The sequence below is a fragment of the Larkinella knui genome (genome assembly GCF_003858645.1).
Taxonomy (GTDB): domain Bacteria; phylum Bacteroidota; class Bacteroidia; order Cytophagales; family Spirosomataceae; genus Larkinella; species Larkinella knui.
The window spans coordinates 515,810-538,401 of sequence record NZ_RQJP01000004.1; the positions used below are offsets into that span (position 1 = coordinate 515,810).

Annotated in this window: 14 protein-coding genes; 9 read left to right on the forward strand and 5 right to left on the reverse strand. The window is 54.2% G+C overall.

Translation table 11 applies throughout. From position 1 onward, the window contains the following. Positions 1 to 9 precede the first annotated feature (9 nt). From EHT87_RS20600 to EHT87_RS20610, 3 genes are all read right to left on the reverse strand, one after another. The gene (locus EHT87_RS20600) at positions 10 to 3,504 is read right to left on the reverse strand and encodes a SusC/RagA family TonB-linked outer membrane protein (RefSeq protein WP_124908548.1); all 3,495 of its coding nucleotides are present in this window, start codon (positions 3,502 to 3,504) and stop codon (positions 10 to 12) included. Positions 3,505 to 3,541: 37 nt separating this feature from the next. Further along, positions 3,542 to 4,543, reverse strand: a complete 1,002-nt coding sequence (locus EHT87_RS20605; protein ID WP_124908549.1) for a FecR family protein — start codon at positions 4,541 to 4,543, stop codon at positions 3,542 to 3,544. A gap of 87 nt (positions 4,544 to 4,630) precedes the next feature. Further along, on the reverse strand, positions 4,631 to 5,320 hold the full coding sequence (locus EHT87_RS20610; RefSeq protein ID WP_124908550.1) for an RNA polymerase sigma-70 factor: 690 nt from the start codon (positions 5,318 to 5,320) through the stop codon (positions 4,631 to 4,633). A gap of 257 nt (positions 5,321 to 5,577) precedes the next feature. Here EHT87_RS20610 and EHT87_RS20615 point away from each other — a divergent pair, with 257 nt between their 5' ends. From EHT87_RS20615 to EHT87_RS20630, 4 genes are read left to right on the forward strand one after another with little or no spacing between them, the layout of a single operon-like run. Continuing rightward, positions 5,578 to 6,150: a sugar O-acetyltransferase gene (locus tag EHT87_RS20615; RefSeq protein WP_124908551.1), complete on the forward strand. Its 573-nt coding sequence runs from the start codon at positions 5,578 to 5,580 to the stop codon at positions 6,148 to 6,150. Positions 6,151 to 6,168: 18 nt separating this feature from the next. Beyond that, a complete protein-coding gene (locus tag EHT87_RS20620; RefSeq protein WP_124908552.1) occupies positions 6,169 to 7,125 on the forward strand; it encodes an ABC transporter ATP-binding protein in 957 nt (318 codons plus the stop codon). Between the two features lie 12 nt (positions 7,126 to 7,137). Beyond that, entirely contained in the window at positions 7,138 to 8,697 is a 1,560-nt protein-coding gene (locus EHT87_RS20625; protein WP_124908553.1) for an ABC transporter permease/substrate-binding protein, read from the forward strand. A gap of 3 nt (positions 8,698 to 8,700) precedes the next feature. Beyond that, positions 8,701 to 9,237 (forward strand): P-loop NTPase family protein, encoded by a 537-nt coding sequence (locus EHT87_RS20630; protein WP_124908554.1) that lies wholly within the window; start codon positions 8,701 to 8,703, stop codon positions 9,235 to 9,237. A gap of 152 nt (positions 9,238 to 9,389) precedes the next feature. Here EHT87_RS20630 and EHT87_RS20635 read toward each other — a convergent pair whose 3' ends face one another. Then, positions 9,390 to 11,078 carry a M28 family metallopeptidase gene (locus tag EHT87_RS20635; protein WP_124908555.1) on the reverse strand — a complete coding sequence of 563 codons (1,689 nt, stop codon included), beginning with the start codon at positions 11,076 to 11,078 and terminating at the stop codon, positions 9,390 to 9,392. Between the two features lie 149 nt (positions 11,079 to 11,227). Next, entirely contained in the window at positions 11,228 to 12,655 is a 1,428-nt protein-coding gene (locus EHT87_RS20640; RefSeq protein WP_124908556.1) for a phytoene desaturase family protein, read from the reverse strand. 491 nt (positions 12,656 to 13,146) lie between these two features. On the opposite strand from EHT87_RS20640, the gene EHT87_RS20645 reads away from it, so the two are divergent. The 5 genes from EHT87_RS20645 (at position 13,147) to EHT87_RS20665 (ending at position 22,453) form a co-directional block, all read left to right on the forward strand. Further along, positions 13,147 to 16,230 (forward strand): SusC/RagA family TonB-linked outer membrane protein, encoded by a 3,084-nt coding sequence (locus tag EHT87_RS20645; protein WP_124908557.1) that lies wholly within the window; start codon positions 13,147 to 13,149, stop codon positions 16,228 to 16,230. An 11-nt stretch (positions 16,231 to 16,241) separates the two neighbouring features. Then, positions 16,242 to 17,663: a RagB/SusD family nutrient uptake outer membrane protein gene (locus tag EHT87_RS20650; RefSeq protein ID WP_124908558.1), complete on the forward strand. Its 1,422-nt coding sequence runs from the start codon at positions 16,242 to 16,244 to the stop codon at positions 17,661 to 17,663. Positions 17,664 to 18,153: 490 nt separating this feature from the next. Beyond that, entirely contained in the window at positions 18,154 to 19,713 is a 1,560-nt protein-coding gene (locus tag EHT87_RS20655) for a sulfatase (RefSeq protein WP_124908559.1), read from the forward strand. A gap of 81 nt (positions 19,714 to 19,794) precedes the next feature. Next, positions 19,795 to 21,357: a sulfatase family protein gene (locus tag EHT87_RS20660; RefSeq protein ID WP_124908560.1), complete on the forward strand. Its 1,563-nt coding sequence runs from the start codon at positions 19,795 to 19,797 to the stop codon at positions 21,355 to 21,357. Beyond that, a complete protein-coding gene (locus EHT87_RS20665; protein ID WP_374756037.1) occupies positions 21,323 to 22,453 on the forward strand; it encodes a formylglycine-generating enzyme family protein in 1,131 nt (376 codons plus the stop codon). Before EHT87_RS20660 ends, EHT87_RS20665 begins: the two co-directional genes overlap by 35 nt. The last annotated feature ends 139 nt before the right edge of the window (positions 22,454 to 22,592 follow it).

Consider the following 22,592-nt stretch of genomic DNA (forward strand, 5'->3'; position numbering starts at 1 on the left):
GTTTGTGGGTTAAAGACCAATGTTCAGACCAACCATAAAGACCCGGGGCTTCGGGTAATCATACAGCGCCACGCCCTGATCGAAGGCGTTTCCGGTGGTCGAAACTTCCGGATCGTAGCCCGGGTATTTGGTGCTCAAAAAGAAATTCTGCACGGAGGCATACACCCGCAGGCGGTTTAACCGCAGCTTTTCCACGGTGGTTGGCGAGAACGTATAGGCCAGCAGCAGGTTGCGGCCCCGCAGAAAAGAGCCGTCTTTTACCCGGTGCGTATCCTCGTTGGTGTTGTAGCCGGCGGATACCGGGCGCAGCTGGGCAATCGGCGTATTCTGATTCTCGGGCGTCCAGGCATTCAACACGGTTTTGAAACTGTTGGCAATGCCCTGACGGTCTTCCGCCGAGTGTTCGCTCCGGTACAAAACGTCGTTGCCGGTCATAAACTGAAGATCGACCGTCAGATCCAGATTTCTGTATTTGAAGGAGTTCAGGAACGTACCGAACGTCTTCGGAATGCCAAGTCCGATAATGACCCGGTCCTTGTCGTTGATAACCCCGTCCTGATTCACGTCCTGGTATTTGACATCGCCCGGCCGTTTCAGGTATTTGGCGGCTTCCGACTCTTCAGACGTGCTCCAGGTTCCCTGGTGAACGAAGCCGAAAAACGAGCCGACCGGTTCGCCTTCCCGCACCACCGTGGAACCTACGAAAATGTCGGAGCCGCCGGTCAGGGCGATCACTTTGTTTTTGTTGAAAGAAATGTTGAAGGTCGTATTCCACGAAAAGCCGTTGGCGTTGACATTGACGCTGTTCAGGCCCACCTCGATGCCCCGGTTTTCCATGCTGCCCACGTTTTTGGAAACCGTCTCGTAGCCACTGCTGTAGGGCACCGGTGCGCTCAGCAGCATGTCCGTCGTCAACTTCCGATACACATCCACTTCCAGCGAAACCCGGTTCTGGAACAGGCCCAGTTCCAGACCGGCGTCGATCTGGTGGGTTTTTTCCCACCGCAAATCCGGGTTTGCGAGCCGGCCCGTCCCGATGCCGATGGCGCGGGCTCCGCCAAAAATCACCGAGTAATTGCCCATCCCGGCGAGTGCCTGATACGCCGTAATTTCAGAATTCCCGGTGACGCCGTAGCTGGTCCGGAGTTTAAGGTTGGATATAGCCGGAATGCTTTTCAGAAACTCTTCTTCGGTGAGCCGCCACGCCAAAGCCGCCGACGGGAAAAAGGCGTACCGGTTTTCAGAACCGAATTTGGACGAACCATCGATCCGGCCCGTCAGCGTCAGTAAATACTTGTCTTTCAGGCTGTAATTGACCCGGCCAAAATACGAATTCAGACCGTAGGCTACCGCCGACGAACTGGGTGCCTGCGGGTTGGAACCCGCCCCGAGGTTGTTGAACAGAAAGTAATCATCCTGAAAATTCTGCGTAGCCGCCACCGCCGTAAACCGGTCGACGTGTTGCCAGGACAAACCGAGCAAACCGGTGAAGGAATGCTTGTCGGCAAACCGCCGGTTGTAGGTCAGGTAGTTTTCAAACTGCCAGGAATTGTGCCGCTCGTTGGTTACACTGGCAATACCGCCCTGATTCCGCGAGATGTAATTCAGCGTCCGGCCACTGTACAGATCGATCCGCTGGTTGATGATGTTGGTCCCGACCGTGGTGCGCAACTCCAGCCCTTTGGCCAGATTCAGGTTGGCATACACATTGCCCAGCATCGTCTGGGTTTTTACATAGAACAGCCGTTCTTTCAGGATATTGATCGGGTTTCCGCCCCCTTCCATGCCCGGATAGTCTTCATTGCCACCCCAGCGGCCATCGGGGTATTTGACCGGAATAATCGGCAACGCTTCCAGAACCTGCCGCATGGCAATGATACCGCCACCGCCCAGCGGGTCGACCTGGTTTTCGTTCTGATCGTTGTAGCTGAGGCTTCCGCCCACTTTCAGCCAGCTTTTGATCTGACTATCGAACACAAAACGACCGGCATACCGCTTCAGCCACGATTCTTTCACCAGCCCGTTCTCGTTGCGGTAGCCCAGGTAAACACCGTAGCTGTCTTTCCCGTTGCCACCCGCAAAAGCCAGCTGGTGGTTCTGCGTAAAGGCTTTCTGAAAGGCTTCGTCCTGCCAGTCGGTGTCGTACAAGGGGTTTCCGCTGGAGTCGAAGAGCAGGGGATTGGTCCGTTTGGTTTTCGGATCTTTGTATTTCCCACCCGCCCAGCCCACCGGATCGTACTTCTGGGCGTTCTGGTACGCGATATCTTCTACCTGCAGAAACTCCTTCGAATTGAGCAGTTCGAGTTTCCTGGGCAACACGCCCAGGCTGAAATCCGTGTCGTACGTCACCCGCCCACCGGTCTGGCTGCCCCGTTTGGTGGTCACCAGAATAACGCCATTGGCTCCCCGGGCTCCGTAGATGGCCGTGGCGGAAGCGTCTTTCAGAACCTCAATCGAGGCAATGTCATTGGGGTTGATGTAGTCGATGGGCGTACTGCCGTTGGTCAGGCCGGTTGCGTTCAGAATGACGCCGTCGATGACGTAGAGCGGGTTGTTGGCCACACTGACCGACGTATTCCCCCGGATGCGGATGTTGGCCCGCCCGCCCGGACGACCGGAATTGACCGACACGTTTACGCCCGTGATCCGCCCCGCGAGCCCCTGGTTGAGCGAGGCCGCCGGGCGTTCCTGCAAAGCCTCGGCTTTCACCGTTCCAACGGCGCCCGTCAAGTCGGATTTCCGTTGCACACCATAGCCCACTACCACCACTTCATTCAGCGTTTTCTGATCGGGCGCGAGTTGAACGTCGATGGTAGAGCGGTTTCCGACGGCGATTTCCTGATTCAGATAACCGACAAAGGAAAAAACCAGCGTAGCCGGGCCGTCCGGTATGTTCAGCTTAAAATTGCCTTCGCCATCGGTCGACGTCCCGCGCGTCGTGTTCTTGACCACCACGCTCACGCCGGGGAGTGCCTCGCCCGTTTCGCTTTTTACGGTACCGCTGATGGTCCGGTCCACGGCAGCGACTTCCACCGGGCTACCCGCGGGATTAGCCGACGCAGGAAGCTTATCCGCCGAAGCCGCCTGGGCTTGCTGAACCGGCTCTGTTTCCAGGAAGGGATTCTCCAGGTCGGCGGTCTTTTTGGATTTTTTATCCCCCAGAATCAGGTAGGAACTGCTGTTTACTTTTTTATACCGGAAACCCAGCGGCCGCAGCACACTGGTCAGGTTTTTTTCCAGACTGGCCTCTGGTCTGATGGTTTCGGCCGCCACGGAAAGCCCTTCTACCGCCCGCAGTTCGAAGAGAATATCAACCTTATACCGGGATTTGAAATCCGACAGAACGTCTTTGAGCTGACGAACCGCCCCCGTGATGACTTTCGTATTTCGTTGCTGTACATGGCTCGCCAGCAGATCGGACTGGGCCCAGCCGGGCTGGTGTTCCGACAGCAGTAAAGAGAGCAGAAGTCCCGTTCTGGAGACTTTCCGTATAGAGTGAATCATGGAGGGAAAGGGTTTAAATGAGCGAGATGGATGGAAATTAATGACTGGTCAATTGAACGTAATTCCCCTGCCGGACGACGTTGATATCCAGCAGTTCGGAAATGGATTGCAGCAGCTGATCGACGTTATCGGCCCGGAACGAGCCCATCAGCACCCGGTCTGCCAGGTCCGGGCCATTAATTTTTACCTGCAAACCGTAATTTTCTTCCAGCAGATAGGCCACCTCCCGCAGCGGAGTTTCGTCGAATACGAATCGTTTTTCGCTCCAGGTGGGGTGGAGTTGTACGGCGCGGACTTTTCTCAGCGCAATGCGGTTTTGGGGATCGAGCGTTACCCGTTCGCCGGGCTTCATGGTCAGCTGTTTAACGGTCCTGCCTTGCTGGTAGTTAAACCGCACCTGGCCTTTGTTCAACGTGACCCGTGCGCCCCGTTTGCGGGAAAAAACCGTAAACTCGGTGCCCAACACGACCACCTCGAAATGATTGGCGGTTTTTACCACAAACCGTTTGTTGTCGGTCGTATGCGTCACCGAAAAGTTGGCTTCACCGGTGAGCAGAACCTCGCGGGTCCGGCTTCCAAAGCCCCAGCGGGGCACTTTCAGGCTTGAATTGGCATTCAGCAGGACCGAACTTCCGTCGGGTAAATGCAGCGAACGGGTTTCGCCAAAGGCGGTTTCGTAGGTCTTGTATTCCAGCTGATTCCGGAAAACCAGCGTGCTGAAACCGAGAAGGCAGATGATCGAGGCTGCCACCAGCCACTGGCCCGGATTCCGGTTTCTCCGGTTTGAGGGCGTTTGAAATACCTCGGAAACGTCGTCCGTATGCGGGTTGTCGGCCAGAAAAGCCGCATAGCGCTGATGGGCTGCATCGGTCTGGGCCAGGTATTGGGGATGACTATTTTCCCACTCTTCCAGCCATTCGTAGTACTGTTCCTCGTTTTTTTTCTCGCGCAGCCACTGCCCGATCAATTCCCGCTGGAGCGGAGAGGCTGTTCGGCCGAAGTAGCTAAAAATCAAATTTTTGTTGATTTCAGATTCCATATTTCATCATATAATTTTCACAGAACTTATTTTTCTGACTAGCTATCGGAAGGTCGAACGGCCGGGGCCGGATTCCCGGGCGGGGAGTCAAATGAAAAGCGAATGGGCGATCACGGAAATGAGCATGAGCCAGTAGTCTTTCAGCCCTTTTCGGACAATGCCGAGGGCCTTGACGATGTGGACTTCGACCGTTTTGATGGAAAGGCCCAGTTCGGTAGCGATATCCTGGTATTTTTTTCCTTCAAACCGGCTCATCAGAAAAACTTTGCGGCATTGCGGAGGAAGGGATTCAACGAGATCTTCCACTTTATGAATCACCTCTTCGTACTGAAGAACCTGATCGGGTCGCTGGCTGAGCGCGCCCTCCCGGATGTCGGCGGTTTCCAGATCGTCCAGTTTCTGAAATTCCAGCCGGAGGTAGTTATAGGCTTCGTTGCGCACGCTGCGGAAGAGGTAATAGCGATAGGACGAGGTGATGTTCGTATAGGCCTGGGTTTTCCAGAATTTGCAAAAGACGTCGCTCACCAGATCTTCGGCGGTTTCTTTCAGGTAGACAAACCGCACGGCATGGCTGCACAGGGCCTGGTGATACCGCCGGAACAGCAACTCACACCCTTTCTGGGGACTTTCTGCAAACGCCCGGCGGATGAAAAGTTCGGTGTCGTTAAAACCCGGGTTTTCGTCCAGTGACTCCTCATCCGGGCTGGATGACGCCAGCGGTTTTATAATTACCGGAAGTTGCTGACCTGCGAAATCGATTTGTTGGCGAATGGGCATAGTCTTGGCTTAAACCTACATTATCCCTAAAAAAGTCAATCGTATACTTGCAAAGACAACTTTTTGCCAAAACCACCTTAGTTGAATTTAAAAAAATCTGAAAAAAGTTAAAAAGGAGAAATGTGTTGCCAGACAACGCGCTGATTTTGATTAGCTTTAGCGGACGTGGTACGATTAATGTAAAAAGAATTTCTACTCTAGGCTTATTCATCCCGTTTTACTTCATTTATAGAAACAAACCCTACTGAAAACCAATCATGAGTGAACGTGAAAAGATGCTGGCGGGAGAGTGGTATTGGGCCAATGATCCTGAACTGCTGGCGATGCGGGCCCGGGCCCGGGAGTTGTTCATGCGGTATAACCAGACCTTGAACAGCGAGCAGCCACTCCGCGAAGAAATATTAGCGGTTTTGCTCGGATCAGTAGGTAAAAACCCTGATATTCAGCCGCCTTTCTATTGTGACTACGGCGCGTACATTCAGCTCGGCGAAAATGTATTCATCAATTACAATTGCACCATTTTAGATTACGCCCTGATAAAAATCGGCAATAATGCTCTGATTGGCCCCAATGTGAGTTTGTATGCCGCTTCGCATCCGCTCCTGGCCAGTCACCGCATCCGGAAAGGATCGGATATTGCCAAACCGATTACGATTGGCGACAACGTCTGGCTGGCCGGCAATGTCGTTGTTTGTCCGGGCGTCAGCATTGGCGACAATACCACCATCGGGGCCGGGAGCATCGTGACGCGGGATATTCCCTCGCATGTGTTTGCCGCCGGTAATCCCTGCCGGGTGATTCGGGAAGTTACCGAAGAAGAAGGTTCTTAACCACCGTATCGAATCCGTATGATCGTTATCCGTCACCTTACCAAACAGTACCCGACTCACCTGGCCGTCGATGACGTTTCCTTCGAGGTGGGCGCGCGCGAAACGCTGGTGCTGCTGGGAACCAGCGGGTCCGGCAAAACGACCACCCTGAAAATGATCAACCGGCTGATCGAGCCGACGTCCGGAATCATCGAGGTGAACGGAATTAAGATCGGTGAGCGGAAACTCCACGAACTCCGGCGGGAAATCGGCTATGTGATTCAGGAAACGGGCCTGTTTCCGCATTACACCATCGGTGAGAACATCGCCCTGGTGCCGCGCCTGTTGCAGTGGGACGAACGGAAGATTCAGGATCGGACTCGCGAACTGTTGGCGATGCTTCGCCTGCCCGAAACCTACCTGAATGCGTATCCCGGCCAGCTCAGCGGAGGGCAGCGGCAGCGGGTCGGTCTGGCCCGGGCGCTGGCCGCTCAACCGGCCATTCTGCTGATGGATGAACCGCTGGGTGCCCTCGACCCCGTTACCCGGAGCGCCATCCGCCGGGAATTCCGGCAACTGGAAGAGATCCGCAAAAAAACCATCGTGCTGGTGACGCACGACATCCGGGAAGCGTTTGAACTGGGCGACCGCATTGCCCTGATGGATGGCGGACGTATCCAGCAAATCGGTACGCCCAGAGAACTGCTGCTGCATCCGGCCAATGACTTTGTGCGCCACTTTTTCGCCGATCAGTGGTTATCCCTCCAATTGCACGTCTTTTCGCTCGAAGATCTCTCGCCGTATCTGCCCGATGAACAGACGCCGTCCCCCGACGCGCGCATCTTTCCGGCCCATACCCAACTGGCCGATGTCTTACAGGAATTAGCCGGGCCGGAATCCGTCGTTTTTCAGGCCAATCATCGCTTTATAACCGTACAGTCGGCCACGATCTGGCCCGCGCTGGGGCAATTGCTCCAGAACCAAACCGCATCGTAAAACCGTACTGCCGTGCTTGAGTTTTTTAAATTCATTGTTGAACATGCCGATAAACTGGCCGAGCAAACGCTGACCCACATCGGCTTAACGTTCCTGTCGCTGTGCATTGCGCTCGTGATTGGCATCCCGCTGGGTATTCTGATCACCTTGCGACCCCGGATCGTCGGGGTGGTGCTGGGCTCTGTCGGCGTGCTGCAAACCATTCCGAGCATTGCGCTGCTGGGTTTTATGATTCCCCTGCAGGGCATTGGTCCCGGCCCCGCCATCGTGGCCCTGTTCCTGTATGCCCTGCTGCCCATTGTGCAGAATACGTACGTCGGCATCCGGGAAGTGAGTCCGGCGCTGAAAGAAGCCGCCCGGGGGATGGGCCTGACCCGGTGGCAGGTACTGGTGCGGCTCGAATTTCCGTTGGCGCTGCCGGTTATTTTTGCCGGTATTCGAACCGCCACCGTTATCAATGTGGGCGTGGCCACGCTGGCGGCTTATCTGGCGGCTGGCGGACTGGGCGAGTTCATCTTTGGCGGTATTGCCCTCAACGACACGAATATGATTCTGGCGGGCACCATTCCGTCGGCGCTGCTGGCGATTCTGCTGGATGCCGGACTGGCTCGTTTGCAGCACCTGCGCGGCTTGGGACGGTATCGGGTCATGGCGGTTTTCTTCCTGCTGGTGCCGGTTTTATCGTCGTTCTATTTGGTTCCGAGGGCCGGTCGCCCTAAATTGAGCGCCGGTTTTGCCCACGAGTTTTACGGCCGGGCCGATGGTTATCCGGCTTTACTTCGTACGTACAACCTGCAGTTGGCGTCGCGGCTGATCGACCAGAATTTGATGTATGAAGCCGTTCGCACGAATCTGGTGGATATCATCAGCGGGTATTCGACAGACGGACGCATCAAGGCGTTCAACTTGCGAACGCTGACGGACGACAAACACGCGTTTCCGCCCTACGAGGCCGCATTGGTGGTTCGGCAGGCGGCTTTGAAGCAACACCCGGAATTGCAACCGACGCTGGATCTGCTGGCCGGGCGGCTTTCGGATTCGTCCATGACGGAGTTGAATTACCAGGTCGATCACCTGCACAAATCGCCCGCAGCCGTGGCCCGGCAGTTTCTGACCCGCGCCGGATTGCTCCGGAAACCGGACGGTCAAAAGCGGCAGGGCAAAATCGTGATCGGGGCTATGATTTTTACCGAGCAGTATATTCTGGCCGAGATTGTCCGCCAACTGGTGGAAAACCGTACCGCACTGGAGGTGATTACCAGAACCGGACTGGGCGGCACCAAAATCTGCTTCGATGCGCTGATGGCCGGTGATCTTGACCTGTATCCCGAATACACCGGCACCGGATTGCTGGTTATTCTGCAACCTCCGCTAGCGGTTTCCGACACGTTGCAGGTGAGTACCAAAGCCGTTTATCAGTATGTCAGCCGGGAATTTAACCGGAAATACCAGTTGAGTTGGCAGAAACCGCTGGGGTTCAACAACACCTACGCCCTGATGATGCGCGAGGGACAGGCCGGGCAGCTGGGTATCCGGACGAATTCGGAACTGAAGCTGTATTTGGATCAGTAAAACATGAAAATTCACATCATGGGCGCATCGGGTTCGGGTACGACCACGTTGGGCCACCATGTAGCGGAAAAACTGAACGTTCCGTATTGGGATAGCGACGACTTTTTCTGGGTTAAAACAGAACCGCCTTATCAGATTCGGCGCAATTCCGACGAACGCAATACGTTGTGTAAAGCGGCTCTGGATAGCCATACCGACTCGATTCTGGGCGGTTCTGTCGGCCACTGGGGCGACGGTTGGGAAAACCGGTTTGACCTGGTAGTTTTTTTGTGGGTACCGCCCGCCATCCGCATCGAGCGGTTGCGAAAAAGGGAGTTTGAGCGCTTCGGTGACGTCATTTTTACGGATCCCGACCGCCGGAAGTCATACGAAGAATTCATCGATTGGGCCGCCGGTTATGACTCCGATACGGCCCGGGGACGCACCCTGAGCTTTCACCGGCAGTGGCTCCAAAACGTGTCTTGCCCCGTGTTGAAAATTGAAGGAGATACCACAATTGCGGAACGGATGGCACTGATTTTGGACGTAATAAAAGCCTAAATCCGCCTTCCCAAGACATTCAGGTTTGTTGACATTCAAGTATCGAAAGTGGCGATTCTCCAGGCCCGGACGACAATAGCAGGCAAATGAACGTAATTTGGCAACGCCCTGTCGTGCTTTCGTAGAGGTAAATGGCAGGAATATAAACCGCCTTACTTCCCACTGTCCGCCGGTGCTTTACTTCCCGGTTTGGGTCCAAATTTGTTGCCGAAAAAATCGCCGGTATTCCAGGTTGGCCGCTGCGGGTTCTGCGCCGTCAGATAGCCGATCAGAAACTGGAGTTGGGCGTGTTTGGCAGCCGCGTTGAAGTCGAATGGCTGATCGATTTCGTCCTGCGGAGAGTGGTAAATCGTAGCCCGCCAGTCGAGGTTCAGCTTTAACCCATCAACCTGCGGATTACCGGAATTCGTACCGCTTTTGACGTAAATGGCCGGGATGCCCTGCCGCACAAAGCTAAAATGATCGCTGCGCATGAACACGACCTGCTCGGGCATGGGATCTTTAGCGACCTGAACACCCAGATAAGCGGCTGCGACATTAACTTCTTTCGCCATGCTGGAATGCTCGTAGCCATAGGGCACAATGTCGATCAGCGGATGGAAGAAAAACGGCATGTCCAGACACAGGTTGGCCACAATTTTATCCTTCGGAACCGTCGGGTTGCTGGCGAAAAAATCGGAGCCCAGCAGCCCCATTTCTTCGCCCGTTACGCCCACAAACAGAATCGAACGTTTGGGCTTTGTGGGCAGCGAAGCATACATCCGGGCGGCTTCTAGGTTGATGCCCACGCCCGAGGCATTGTCGTGTGCGCCGTTGTAGATGGAGTCGCCCTTGACCGGTCGGCCAATGCCAAGGTGATCGAGGTGGGAGACGTACACGACGTACTCATTCTTGAGAATGGGGTCCGATCCGGGCAGGACACCCACCACATTATACCCGGCAATATCGTTACCCGACCTGGTTTCGGTGGTCATCCGAACCGAAAAATTCAGCGGAAACGTTTGCGGAATGCTCTTGTTGGCTGCGGCAATAACATCGGTTAACGAGTGGCCGGATTCGGCAAAAACCGTCCGCGCCGTGGAATCACCCAGGGAAGCAACGCCCTTTAATTCCGGAAAAACCCGTTGCGGTTTGCCGTCTTTGTCGAGCCAGCGATAGGTGCCCTGCCGCGCACGCGGGGCGGCCGCTTCCATCCGGTTGCGGACGTCGGTGGGCAAACTAAACGAAATGACCCCAACGGCACCGTGAGAAGCCGCATTTTCGAGTTTGGCCGAACCGTGATACGCCCGCTGGTTGGACGGAAAAGCCGCCGGAGCACCGTTGAAATAGGCAACAAATTTGCCCTTGACATCGATGTTTTTGTAATCATCGTAGTTCAGATCGGGAGCAGTAACGCCAAAACCGACGAAAATAACCGGCGCGGTTACCTCACTTTTTTCGCTGCCGTAGACCGGACTCAGCAAGTAATTTTTGCCAAAACTCAGCGGTTTTTCCTGACCATTTTTAGCGATCAGCACCAACGAACTGGTTTCTTCGTTCACGCGCCACTGGCGCAGCGGTACTTTCTGCCAATACGTTTGATGATCACCCGCCGGTTGCAAACCGAGCGCTTCGAACTGCGCAATCACGTAATTAGCCGCCAGCCGATAACCGCGCGTACCCGGTTTTCGACCCTCCATGGCGTCGTCGGCCAGAAAGCGCATGTGGGCGCGAATGGCTTCCGGTTTTGCGGATTGAACAGCGGCCTGGGCCTCCGCCGGAATCCCGGATTTGGATTTGTCCTGAGCCGAAACCAGGACAAAGCTGAGCAGAAGAAAAGTTGAGGTTAAGACGGTTTTCATAGCCAGGTCGCGAATGTTCAAACAACCAAGATAAGCATAAGATCACAAAAAATAAGGGATGAGTTCCAATTATACGTGCCGGGTTGTAGCGGAAAAGGCAAACCCTGTTTTCTGACGACGACCACGGCCCGCCGATGAGGGAGCCGCAACTACCTGCCGAACACATCTTTCAGGGCCCGCCGGGCGGCATGAAACCCGCACATGCCGTGGACACCGCCCCCCGGTGGGGTCGACGATGAGCAGATGTAAAGCCCTTTTGCGGAGGTTCGGTAGGGCGACCAGCGGAGCGCCGGCCGGGTGAAAAGCTGGCCGATGTCGATGATCCCGCCGTTGATGTCGCCACCGATGTAATTGGGATTATGCGCTTCCATTTGGGCGGGATTCAGGGTGCTTCGGGCCAGAATCCGGTCGCGAAAACCGGGCGCAAACCGCTCGACCTGGTTTTCGATGGCGGCTGTCATGTCCACGGGTGAGCCGTTGGGAATGTGGCAATAGGCCCAGGCCGTGTGTTTCCCTGCCGGAGCCCGCGTGGCATCGAATACACTTTGTTGAGCCAGCAGAACGTACGGTTTTTCGGGATGCTGGCCCTGCGAAGCGCGTAATTCCGAGTCGGCGATTTCTTCCAGCGTATTCCCCAGATGAACCGTTCCGGCCTGCCGACAACTTTCTTCCGGAAATGGAACCGGGCCGTCCAGCGCCCAATCGATTTTGAAAACTCCCATGCCGTAGCGGTATCGATTCAACTGCCAGCGATACAGGGGCGAAAACCGGTGTCCGGCAATCTGGAGGAGTTGCCTGGGGGTTACATCGAACAAAACCGCCTTGCAAGACGGAAGCTGCGAGAGGGCGGAGACGTAGAAATTCGATTCGATTTTTCCACCCAATGACCGGAAATAGGCAGCTAACGCATTGGCAATCTGTTGTGAGCCGCCTTTTGGCAGTGGCCAGCCCCGCCTATGGGCCGCCGTCATAAGTACAAGAGCGATGGCGGCTGTCGTAAAATTAGAGAGTGGCTGAATGGAATGAGCGGCCATTCCGGCCAGTAAACCTTTCGCCTGTTTTGTCTTGAAACTCCGGGCCAGCCAGGTCACCGGCGGTAGAGCTTTCAGCCCGAATTGTGCAAAATCGAGCGGATGTTTCGGGAACGTGAGCGGACCCAGAACGTCGGCGTCGATGCGGGGCCACTGGTCGATCAGCGGCCTGAACAGGTTTAGATACGTTTTTTCATCCGGCCCCAGCGAACGGGCGGTTTCTTCCACCGACTGGGTTAGAATGGCCGCCGGGCCCTTGTCGAATGGGTGGGCTGCGGCCACCGGCGGGTAGATGTATTCCAGACCATACGCATCGAGCGGCAACGTCCGGAAGAACGGCGAATTGACAGCCAGCGGATGAATGGCCGAGCAGGTGTCATGAACAAAACCGGGCAGTGTCAGTGCTGCCGAGCGTAAACCGCCCCCAATGTCCAGCTTGCCTTCCAGCATCAGCACCGAAAGCCCGGCTTGCTGCAAGGTGATGGCGGCTGCTAACCCATTCGGACCGGAGCCCACAACAACGGCATCAAATTCAGTTTTATTCACGGCTGGAATGGTTGTTTCGCAGGCGGCCCCGTCCGCGAAATACTTCTCTTTTCATAACTCACTTTACAGGTATTCGGTTGTAAAATAAAAAATATTGAATTTTTTCAGTTTTTAATTTAAATTATTGAGGTTTATCACATCCACTTTTTGATTTTAATTCAGATATGCCCTTCCTTTGCTACTCCACTAAGTTGCTGGGATTAGAAGGTTACAATTCTGCTGCATCTTCTGGAATAAGGATCATGGAAACTTCGACTCGTTCAAACAAGCTCCTACTACCGACTAGCGGGCCGCTAGCCGGGTATCTGCCCTATCCGCCACTAGCGAGTTCTTCCTGCTGTTGTTGCTGTCTCTGATTTCATCCTTCGTTTCCTGTTTTGTACCTCGCCATCACTTCGCTTCATAACGGGCGGGTATTTTCTTATTTTGTCTTTTATTCTTCTAAATCTGTAGGATAACTAGTAAAATTACAAACCAACTCATCTGTCACCATGAAGTATTTTTACACAATTGATTACGAAGAAGTTAGCCTTCAGTGGCTCCTGACTTCTTTCCTGCTCCTGACCACGCTGGTCGGGTTTTCACAGAATACAGTCAAAGGAAAAGTTACTTCTGAAGACGACCGGTCCGGCGTACCCGGTATCAATGTCCTCCTCAAAAATACGACGCAGGGAACCGTAACCGATGCCAACGGAAATTTCCAGATTCCGGCAGCACCGAATGCCGTGCTGGTTTTTTCGGGCGTTGGCTTCATCCGTCAGGAAGTGCCGGTCAATGGCAAAAGCCAGTTCGATGTGAAACTCGTGGTCGACAACCGGCAGCTGAACGAAGTCGTTGTGGTGGGCTATGGCACGCAGAAAAAGAGTGACCTGACCGGCGCCGTAAGTTCTTTGGATTCGAAAGAGTTTAACAAAGGCGTGCAAACGTCAGTAGATCAGCTAATTGCCGGTCGGGCGGCCGGGGTTCAGATCACGCAGGCCAGCGCCGAGCCGGGTGGCGGGGTCACGATCCGCATCCGGGGGGCCAATTCCATCAACGCCAACAACGAGCCGCTGTATGTCATCGACGGGTTGCCCATCGACAATTCGCCGGTGGTTCCCAACTCGCCGGTTATTACCGATGGCGCGGTTCGCAACCCGCTGAATGCCCTCAATCCGTCGGACATCGAGTCGATTGAAATTCTGAAAGATGCCTCGGCAACCGCCATTTACGGGTCGCGCGGTTCCAACGGCGTCATTTTGATTACGACCAAAAAAGGCACGAAAGGCAAGCTGAAGGTCAATTACAACGCCTACAGTTCGTTCCAGAACGTGACCAAAACCATCCCGATGCTGAGTACGCAGCAGTACATCAGTTTGCTGAATGATATTAAAAAGGACCAGGGACTGGCCCCGGAATTTAGCGACGAGCAGATCAAAACGATTGGCAACGGAACCAACTGGCAGAAGGAAATTTACCGCACCGGTTATGCCCGAAACCACCAGCTGGCGTTCTCGGGTGGTCAGGACAAATTCAATTATTACGCGTCGGTCAATTACTTCGACCAGAAGGGCGTTGTCATCAGTTCGGGCATCAAACGCTACGTGGGCCGGGCCAATCTGACTTACAACGACGATAAATTTAAATTTGGGCTGAACCTGAATTCGAGTCTGGTAAAAGACGATTTTGTGCCCAATGGCGTCAGCATCAACGAAGGCGCCGGGGTGGTCAATACCGCCATTTTTCAGGACCCAACCCTGCCGATTCGCAACGCCGACGGAACCTACGGCCAGACTCTCATCGTGAACCTCGAAAATCCGGTGGCGCTGGCGAATGAAGTGACGGATGTGGCCGAAACCAACCGGACCTTCGGGAATATTTTTGCCGAATACTTCATTCTGCCCGCATTATCAGTGAAAGTGAACGCCGGAACCGATCGCCAGAGCGCCCGTCGCGACAGCTATCTTTCCCGCCAGACCCGGCGTGGGCAGGCCACCAATGGGATTGCCGATGTGCAGTCGAGCAACGCCAGCAATTACCTGCTCGAACTGACGGCGCGGTACAGCAAAACGTTTCAGGACATTCATACGCTGGAAGTGCTGGGCGGTTATACGTATCAGCAGTTTCAAAACGATTATGTTGGCGCGGGTTCGCAGAATTTTTCGTCGGATGCGCTGCTTTCCAATAACCTCGCAGCTGGCGCGCGCTCGACCTTCGATGTGGCTTCGGGCCGGAATCAGAACCAGCTTCAGTCGTATCTGGGCCGGGTCAACTACAATTTGCTGGATAAATATCTGCTGACGGCTTCGTTCCGGGCCGACGGTTCGTCGCGGTTTGGCGCGAACAATAAATTCGGTTTTTTCCCTTCGGTGGCGCTCGGCTGGCGAATCAAGGAAGAGGGTTTTCTGAAAAACGTGGCAGTTTTGTCGGACCTGAAACTGCGCGGGAGCTACGGTTTAACGGGAAATCAGGACATTGGGAGCTACAAATCACTCGTGTTGCTCGGGCCGCAGGGCAATGCGATTTTCGACGGTGTTTCGTACGTCGGCGTTTCGACGACCCAGTTGCCCAACGCCAATCTGAAGTGGGAAACGACCGGGCAGCTCGACCTTGGGCTTGATTTTGGGTTCTTCGGAAACCGTCTGACGGGCTCGATGGACTACTTCCACAAGAATACCCGCGATCTGTTGCTTCAACTTCCCGTACCGCGCACGACCGGTTTTTCAACGACTTTCAAAAACGTCGGCGGGATGAAAAACCAGGGGCTGGAAATCACGCTGAACACGGTGAACATTCAAAAACCGTTTACCTGGCGGTCATCACTCAATTTCTCACTGATTCGCAACGAAGTGACTGATCTGGCGGGACTTCCGTACATTCTACAAGGTGAAGCCGGTTTCTCCAAGGACTTCAGCATCATCAAAAAAGGCGAACCGCTGAACTCGTTTTTCGGCTACATCATTGACGGCGTTTACCAGTTGGGCGACAACATCAAATCGACTCCGCAGCCGCTGGCCAACCCCGGCGAATACCGCTACCGGGACGTCAACGGCGACGGACAGATCACGACCGCCGACCGTACCATTCTGGGTTCACCGTTTCCGAACTATACTTTCGGGATCAACAATGACTTTGCTTACGGCCCGCTGACGTTCTCGTTCTTTTTGCAGGGCGTTCAAGGCGGCAGCGTTTTTAACCTGAACCGCACCGAATCCGAAAATCCGATTTCGTTCCGGCGAAACCGCCTGGCCGAATCCTACACCGACCGCTGGACGCCCACCAATCCGACGAACGCCAATCCGTCCGGTATTCCGCCGAAAGTGGCCTATGCGACCAATATCAACAGCCGGGCCGTGGAAGATGCGTCGTTTATCCGGTTGAAAACCATTCAGTTGGCGTATAATCTGCCGCTGGCGAAATTGAAGGCGATCCGCAGCGCCCAGCTGTATGTGACCGGCCAGAATCTGTTTACGATCACCAAATACACCGGTTCCGACCCCGAAGTGAGCGCCTTTGGAACGTCGAACGTCCGGGCGGATTACAACGCCTATCCGCTGACGAGGACGTATACCGTGGGGCTGAATCTTAATTTTTAATCGATATTTCTATGAAAAATATACTCTATTTATTCGCAATCATTCTGTTGGCCGGTTGCGCCGATCCGTTGGAGGAAGAAGTTTATTCGGCCTTCGGACCCAACAACTTTTTCCAGAAAGCCGACGATGCCGAAGGCTTGTTGAACTCGGCGTATTCGGTGGAGCAACGCCGGGGTTTTCGGAATTATCTGTTGATGGCCGAAGTCAATACCGACCTGCTGATCGACCGGGAAGGCGGTTTGCGGAGTCTGGCCCAACCGCTGGAGGATTTTACCTGGAACGCGTCGCACGAGTTTTTCGAAACTGCCTGGACTACGCATTACCGGACCATTTACCGGACAAATCTGATTCTGGATCAGGTGCCGGCTATTGCCATGAACGAAACCCGGAAGACCCAGATTCTGGCCGAAGCGCGGTTTTTGCGGGCCAGCGCCTACCAGATTCTGTACGAACACTTCGGCCCGGTTCCGCTCATTATCAGCAGCACCACCAGCAGCGACGACCGTCCCAGCCGCGCTACCAAAGAGGAGTTCATCGCGTTTGTCGAATCGGAATTTAAAGCCGTTGCGGACATTTTACCCACCGTGGCTACCCAGTATGGACGGGCCACCAAAGGCGCGGCTCTGGCGTTACTGACCCGGTTTCATCTGAACAACAAGAAATGGCAGGAGACCGCCGAAACCGCCAAAAAAGTTATCGATCTCAATGTGTATCAGTTGTTTAGTACAACGTATCGAACCAATCTGTTCGATATGGCCAACGAGAAAAACAGCGAATTTATCTACATCCGGCCCAGTCTGGCGCAACCGGGTTTGGGCGATAATTACCTGCCCCATGCCGCACCGCCGAATTACAAATTCAAAACGGCCCCCAAAACCAATTACGCGACGCAGCTGAAAACCCTGTCGGCTTTTTACAACACCTTCGAGCCGGCCGATCAACGGCGTCAGGCCATCATTACGGAGTATGAAGATGTGAACGGAAAAATTATCAAGCTCGGAACCGATGATGTTCGTAGTTTTAAGTTCAAGGAAGATTTGAGCGCCACGGGCGAGGTGATGGGCAACGATTTTCCGGTGTATCGCTACGCCGACATTCTGCTCAGCCGCGCCGAAGCCCTCAACGAACTGAGCGGACCGACGCAGGAAGCCATCGACCTGATCAATCAGGTGCGGGCGAAAGCGGGCGTGACGTTGCTGAAAATCGGGGATTTTGCGTCCAAAGATGCGTTGCGGGCCCATTTGCTGAAGGAACGCGGCTGGGAATTTTTCTCGGAAGAACTTCGTCGGCAGGACCTGATTCGGCACGGCAAGTTTATCGAATACGCCAAAGCGCGGGGGAAAGTGGCCTTTGACTATCAGGTTCTGTATCCGCTGCCGCAAAGCGAAATTGACCGGAATCCGAATTTGAAGCAGAATGAAGGGTATAAATAACCCCTCGAACGCTCTTCAACAAAAGCCCAAAGGGCTGCCATCACTAGCCCCGGGTAACACCCTGGGTTCGCGGGGATCATCCGGGATTTGCGGGGATCATCGGGGTTCGCGGGGTTTATCCGGGGTTCGCGGGGTTTATCCGGGGTTCGCGGGATCGGTCATCCGGGAATCATGGGGGTTACTCGGGGACGCGGTGATCATCTAGGGAACGTGGGGGCATCCGGGGAACGCGGGGTTCATCCGGGAATCGAATTATAGGCCTATTGATACCGAACGTATGGACGATAGATTATTGTCACCCAATCCGATCGCGGGGTCCCCGGATGATCCCCGGGTAATACCCGCGATCCACGTGACCCCGCGTTCCCCGGATGAACCCCGCGATCCCCGATGAACCCCGGGTGTTACCCGGGGCTAGTGATGTCAGCCCTTTGGGCTTTTGTTCGCGTAAAAATGGATAGGGTATGTATGGGCTCAAAATCGTTTAGAGATGGATAAATTTTCGAAAAAAACCGGGTTGATCATCAGCTTGATCGCACTGGCAATCAGCGGTACGTTCGCCCAGAAACCGACACCGCCCAACATCGTCGTTTTTCTGGTCGATGACATGGGCTGGCAGGATACGTCGGTGCCTTTCTGGAAACAGGTGACCGACCTGAACCGGCGGTATCGCACGCCCAGCATGGAGCGGCTGGCGCGCGAGGGGCTGAAGTTTACGAATGCCTACGCCATGCCGGTTTGTACGCCCACCCGCACGAGTTTGCTGAGCGGGGTCAATGCCGCCCACAGCCGGATCACGCACTGGACCTCCCCCAACCAGAATAAAAATACCGACTTTCCGGATTCTACGCTGAATTCCGTCGACTGGAACATCAACGGCCTCAGCCCGGTCGCCGGTATCGAGCATACGTTTCATGCGACGCCCTTGCCTGCGCTTTTGAGTCAGAACGGCTATTACACGATTCACACCGGGAAAGCCCATTTCGGTTCGGCAGGAACACCGGGTTCCGATCCGAAAAATCTGGGTTTTCAGGTCAATATTGCCGGGAGTGAAATCGGGCATCCGGCCAGTTACCTGGGAACCGAAAATTACGATCATCCGGTGAATGGTAAACCCAACCGCAACGCCGTTCCGGGTTTGGAAAAGTACCACGGCAAAGATGTTTTTTTATCCGAAGCACTCACCCTCGAAGCCATTAAAGCCGTGGAGGTGCCGATTCAGAAAAAACAGCCGTTTTTCCTCTATTTCGGGCACTACGCCGTTCATACGCCGATTATGGCCGACAAGCGGTTTGTTGACAAATACCTGAAAGCCGGTCTGGATAGCATCGAAGCCAGGTATGCGTCGCTGGTTGAAGGCATGGATAAAAGTCTGGGCGACCTGCTGAATTTTCTGGACGAACGACGGATTGCCGACAATACGGTGATTATCTTTATGTCCGACAACGGCGGGCTTAGTACGAAACCGCAACGGGGCGGCAAGGAACACACGCACAACCTGCCGCTACGGGCCGGAAAAGGGTCGGTCTACGAAGGCGGTATTCGCGAGCCGATGCTGGTGCGCTGGCCGGGCGTGGTCAAACCGGGCGGGGTGACGGAGCAATACGTAATTGTTGAAGACTTTTTTCCGACGATTCTGGACATGGCCGGGGTGAAAAAACCGGCGGTTGTTCAGCAGGTCGATGGCCGGTCGTTTCTGCCCTTGCTGAAAAATCCGGCCCTGAAAGACACGTCCCGCGCCCTGGTCTGGCACCACCCCAACCGCTGGATTTCGGCCGAGGGACCGCTGATTCACTGGGCGAGCGGTATTCGGCAGGGTGACTGGAAACTGGTGTATGATCACCGGACGGCGGCCCTGGAATTGTACAACCTGAAAGACGATATTGGCGAACAACAAAACCGGGCGACGCAACATCCGGATAAAGTAAAACAGCTCGCTTTGTTGCTTACTAAGCAGTTGAAGACCTGGAATGCGCAGATGCCGACGTTCAAAAAAACCGGTAAAGCGGTGGCGTGGCCGGACGAGGTATCTGGTAAAAATGGTTTATAGTTTAAGGTTTATCGTTTCCGGTTAATCCGGACGCTTTTACCCGAAACTATAAACCCTGAACTGACTAACTATAAAATGGCAATGAACTTTAAAATTGGAGCAGGAATTATCGGCATTGCATCGGCGCTGGCGGCCTTTTTGGTGGTTCCGGGATACACCCCCAGGGAGCCGGAAAGCCTTCAGAACGCCCGGCCCAATATCATTTTTATTTTCTCCGACGACCACGCTTACCAGGCCATCAGTGCGTACGGGAGTAAGTTGACCAAAACGCCCAATATCGACCGGATCGCGAAAGAAGGCGCTATTTTGCACAACAACGTCGTCACCAATTCCATCTGCGGACCCAGCCGGGCAACGCTGCTAACCGGGAAATACAGCCACCTGAACGGTTACAAGGTCAACGAGCGGAAGTTCGAGATCAACCAGCCGGTTTTCCCGGAGGAATTACAGAAAAATGGCTACCAAACCGCGTGGGTGGGCAAAATGCACCTCGGAAGTTTGCCGCACGGTTTCAATTACCTGAATGTTTTGCCGGGGCAGGGGCATTATTACAGTCCGGATTTTATCAATTCCAAAGGCGATACGGTTCGGTATCCGGGGTATGTCACCAACGTCGTTACCAAACTTTCGCTGGATTGGCTCAACCAGCGGGACGCTTCCAAACCGTTCTTTCTGGTGGTGGGCCACAAGGCAACACACCGCGAATGGCTGCCCGATGTGCAGGATCTGGGTGCGTATGATAAGGTGGATTTCCCCTTGCCGTCGACGTTTTATGATAACTACGAGGGCCGGGAAGCCGCAAAAAATCAGGACATGACCATCGACAAAACGATGCGGTTGAAGGAAGACCTGAAAGTTCACGCGGATTACCAGAAAAGCGGCATTTATAACCGGTTTTCGCCCGAAGAGAAGAAAGCGTTTTATGAGTATTACGAAAATAAAATCAGCAAGGAATTCGACGCGAAAAAGCTCAGCGGTAAAGCGTTGGCCGAGTGGAAATTCCAGCGGTATTTGAAGGATTATCTGGCCACGGCAAATTCGCTCGACCGCAACATTGGTGAACTGCTGGATTACCTGGATAAATCCGGGCTGGCGAAAAATACCGTTGTCATTTATGCGTCCGATCAGGGTTTTTATCTGGGCGAACACGGCTGGTTCGACAAGCGGTTTATTTACGAACAATCGCTGAAAACGCCGTTTGTGATTCGCTATCCGGGCGTAATTAAACCAGGAACGCAGGTTAATGAGCTGATTTCCAACATCGACTGGGCACCTACGCTGCTCAACCTGACCGGAACCGCCATTCCGAAAGAGATTCAGGGGGAATCGTTTCTGCCTTTATTGACAGGAAAAAAAGTGGCCTGGCGCAAGGACGCGTATTATCATTATTACGAATATCCGGTGCCGCACCACGTTTATCCGCACATCGGATTGCGGGGTGAACAGTACAAACTGGTGCGCTTTTACGGACCAAAAGAATACTGGGAATTGTATGATCTGAAAAAAGATCCGCAGGAACTTCATAACGTCTACGGCGTTAAAGGATATGAGGTAATAACCGCTGATCTGAAGACGAAACTGAAAGAACAAATCCGCAAGTACAAGGATGATGAAGCGCTTAAAATTGTGGAAAGTGGGATATGAGATGATGGGAAAAGGCGGGTTAAAAATGCTCCTTTTGGGCGTATTTCTGGCCGGAGTTGCAGCTTGTCATTCCCAGAATCAGTCGGCTGGAGAGGAGCAGGCGGCAAAAGCGGACAGTGCTGCGCATTGTGTGGCGAAGGGAATGCCGTCGCGCTCGGCGGCTGTTCGGCAGGCCGCTTCGGTAACCGCATCGGGCGAGAACAGCACGGACGAAATGGCCTGGATTCCGGGTGGTTCGTTTCAAATGGGTTCTGATGAGTTTCCCGATTCCCGGCCGCTCCACAGCGTCAAAGTCGATGGATTCTGGATGGACAAACACGAGGTGACGAATGCAGAATTTGCCCGGTTTGTGGCCGCAACCAAATACGTAACCGTGGCCGAACGGCCGTTGAATCCAAAAGATTATCCGGGCGTTCCGGCGGACAAACTGGTGCCGGGTTCAGCGGTTTTTACGCCCCCGGCGCAGAAAGTTTCGTTGGAAAATCCGCTGGTCTGGTGGCAATATGTGGCCGGAGCCAGCTGGAAACACCCGGCGGGGCCGCAAAGCAACCTGCAAGGGCGCGAAAATCAGCCGGTTGTGCACGTTTGTTACGAAGATGCGGCAGCGTACGCAAAATGGGCCGGAAAGCGCCTGCCGACCGAAGCCGAATGGGAATTTGCCGCCCAGGGCGGCAAAGGCAACCGGAAATATTACTGGGGTGACGAACTGAAACCGGCGGGCCAGTGGATTGCGAACATTTATCAGGGCAATTTCCCGAATCAGAACACAACGGAAGACGGTTTTGCCGGTGTGGCACCGGTTCGGTCGTTTCCGGCCAATCCGTACGGTTTATACGATATGGATGGTAATGTCTGGGAATGGTGTCAGGATTTGTACCGCCCTGATTATTACCGGAATAGCCCGAAAGAAAATCCCAAAGGCCCCACCGATAGTTACGATCCGGACGAACCCGGCGCGGTGAAATACGTTCAGCGGGGCGGCTCCTTTCTGTGCAGCGACCAATATTGCATCCGGTATAAAGCCGGGAGCCGCGGCAAGGGCGAGGTAAGTAGCGGCAGCGACAACCTGGGTTTTCGGTGCGTACGGGATAAGTGACAAAACGAAGGCTTGTTTTCGGAATTTTAGATTTTTCGGCCAGGTAATTGAATAATACCGCTGAAATTCAAAAAAAGGATTCACTTAGTTTGTAATTCTTTTTTTTTGTTCCACGTTTGTGGGATCAAGCCAGAGAAAA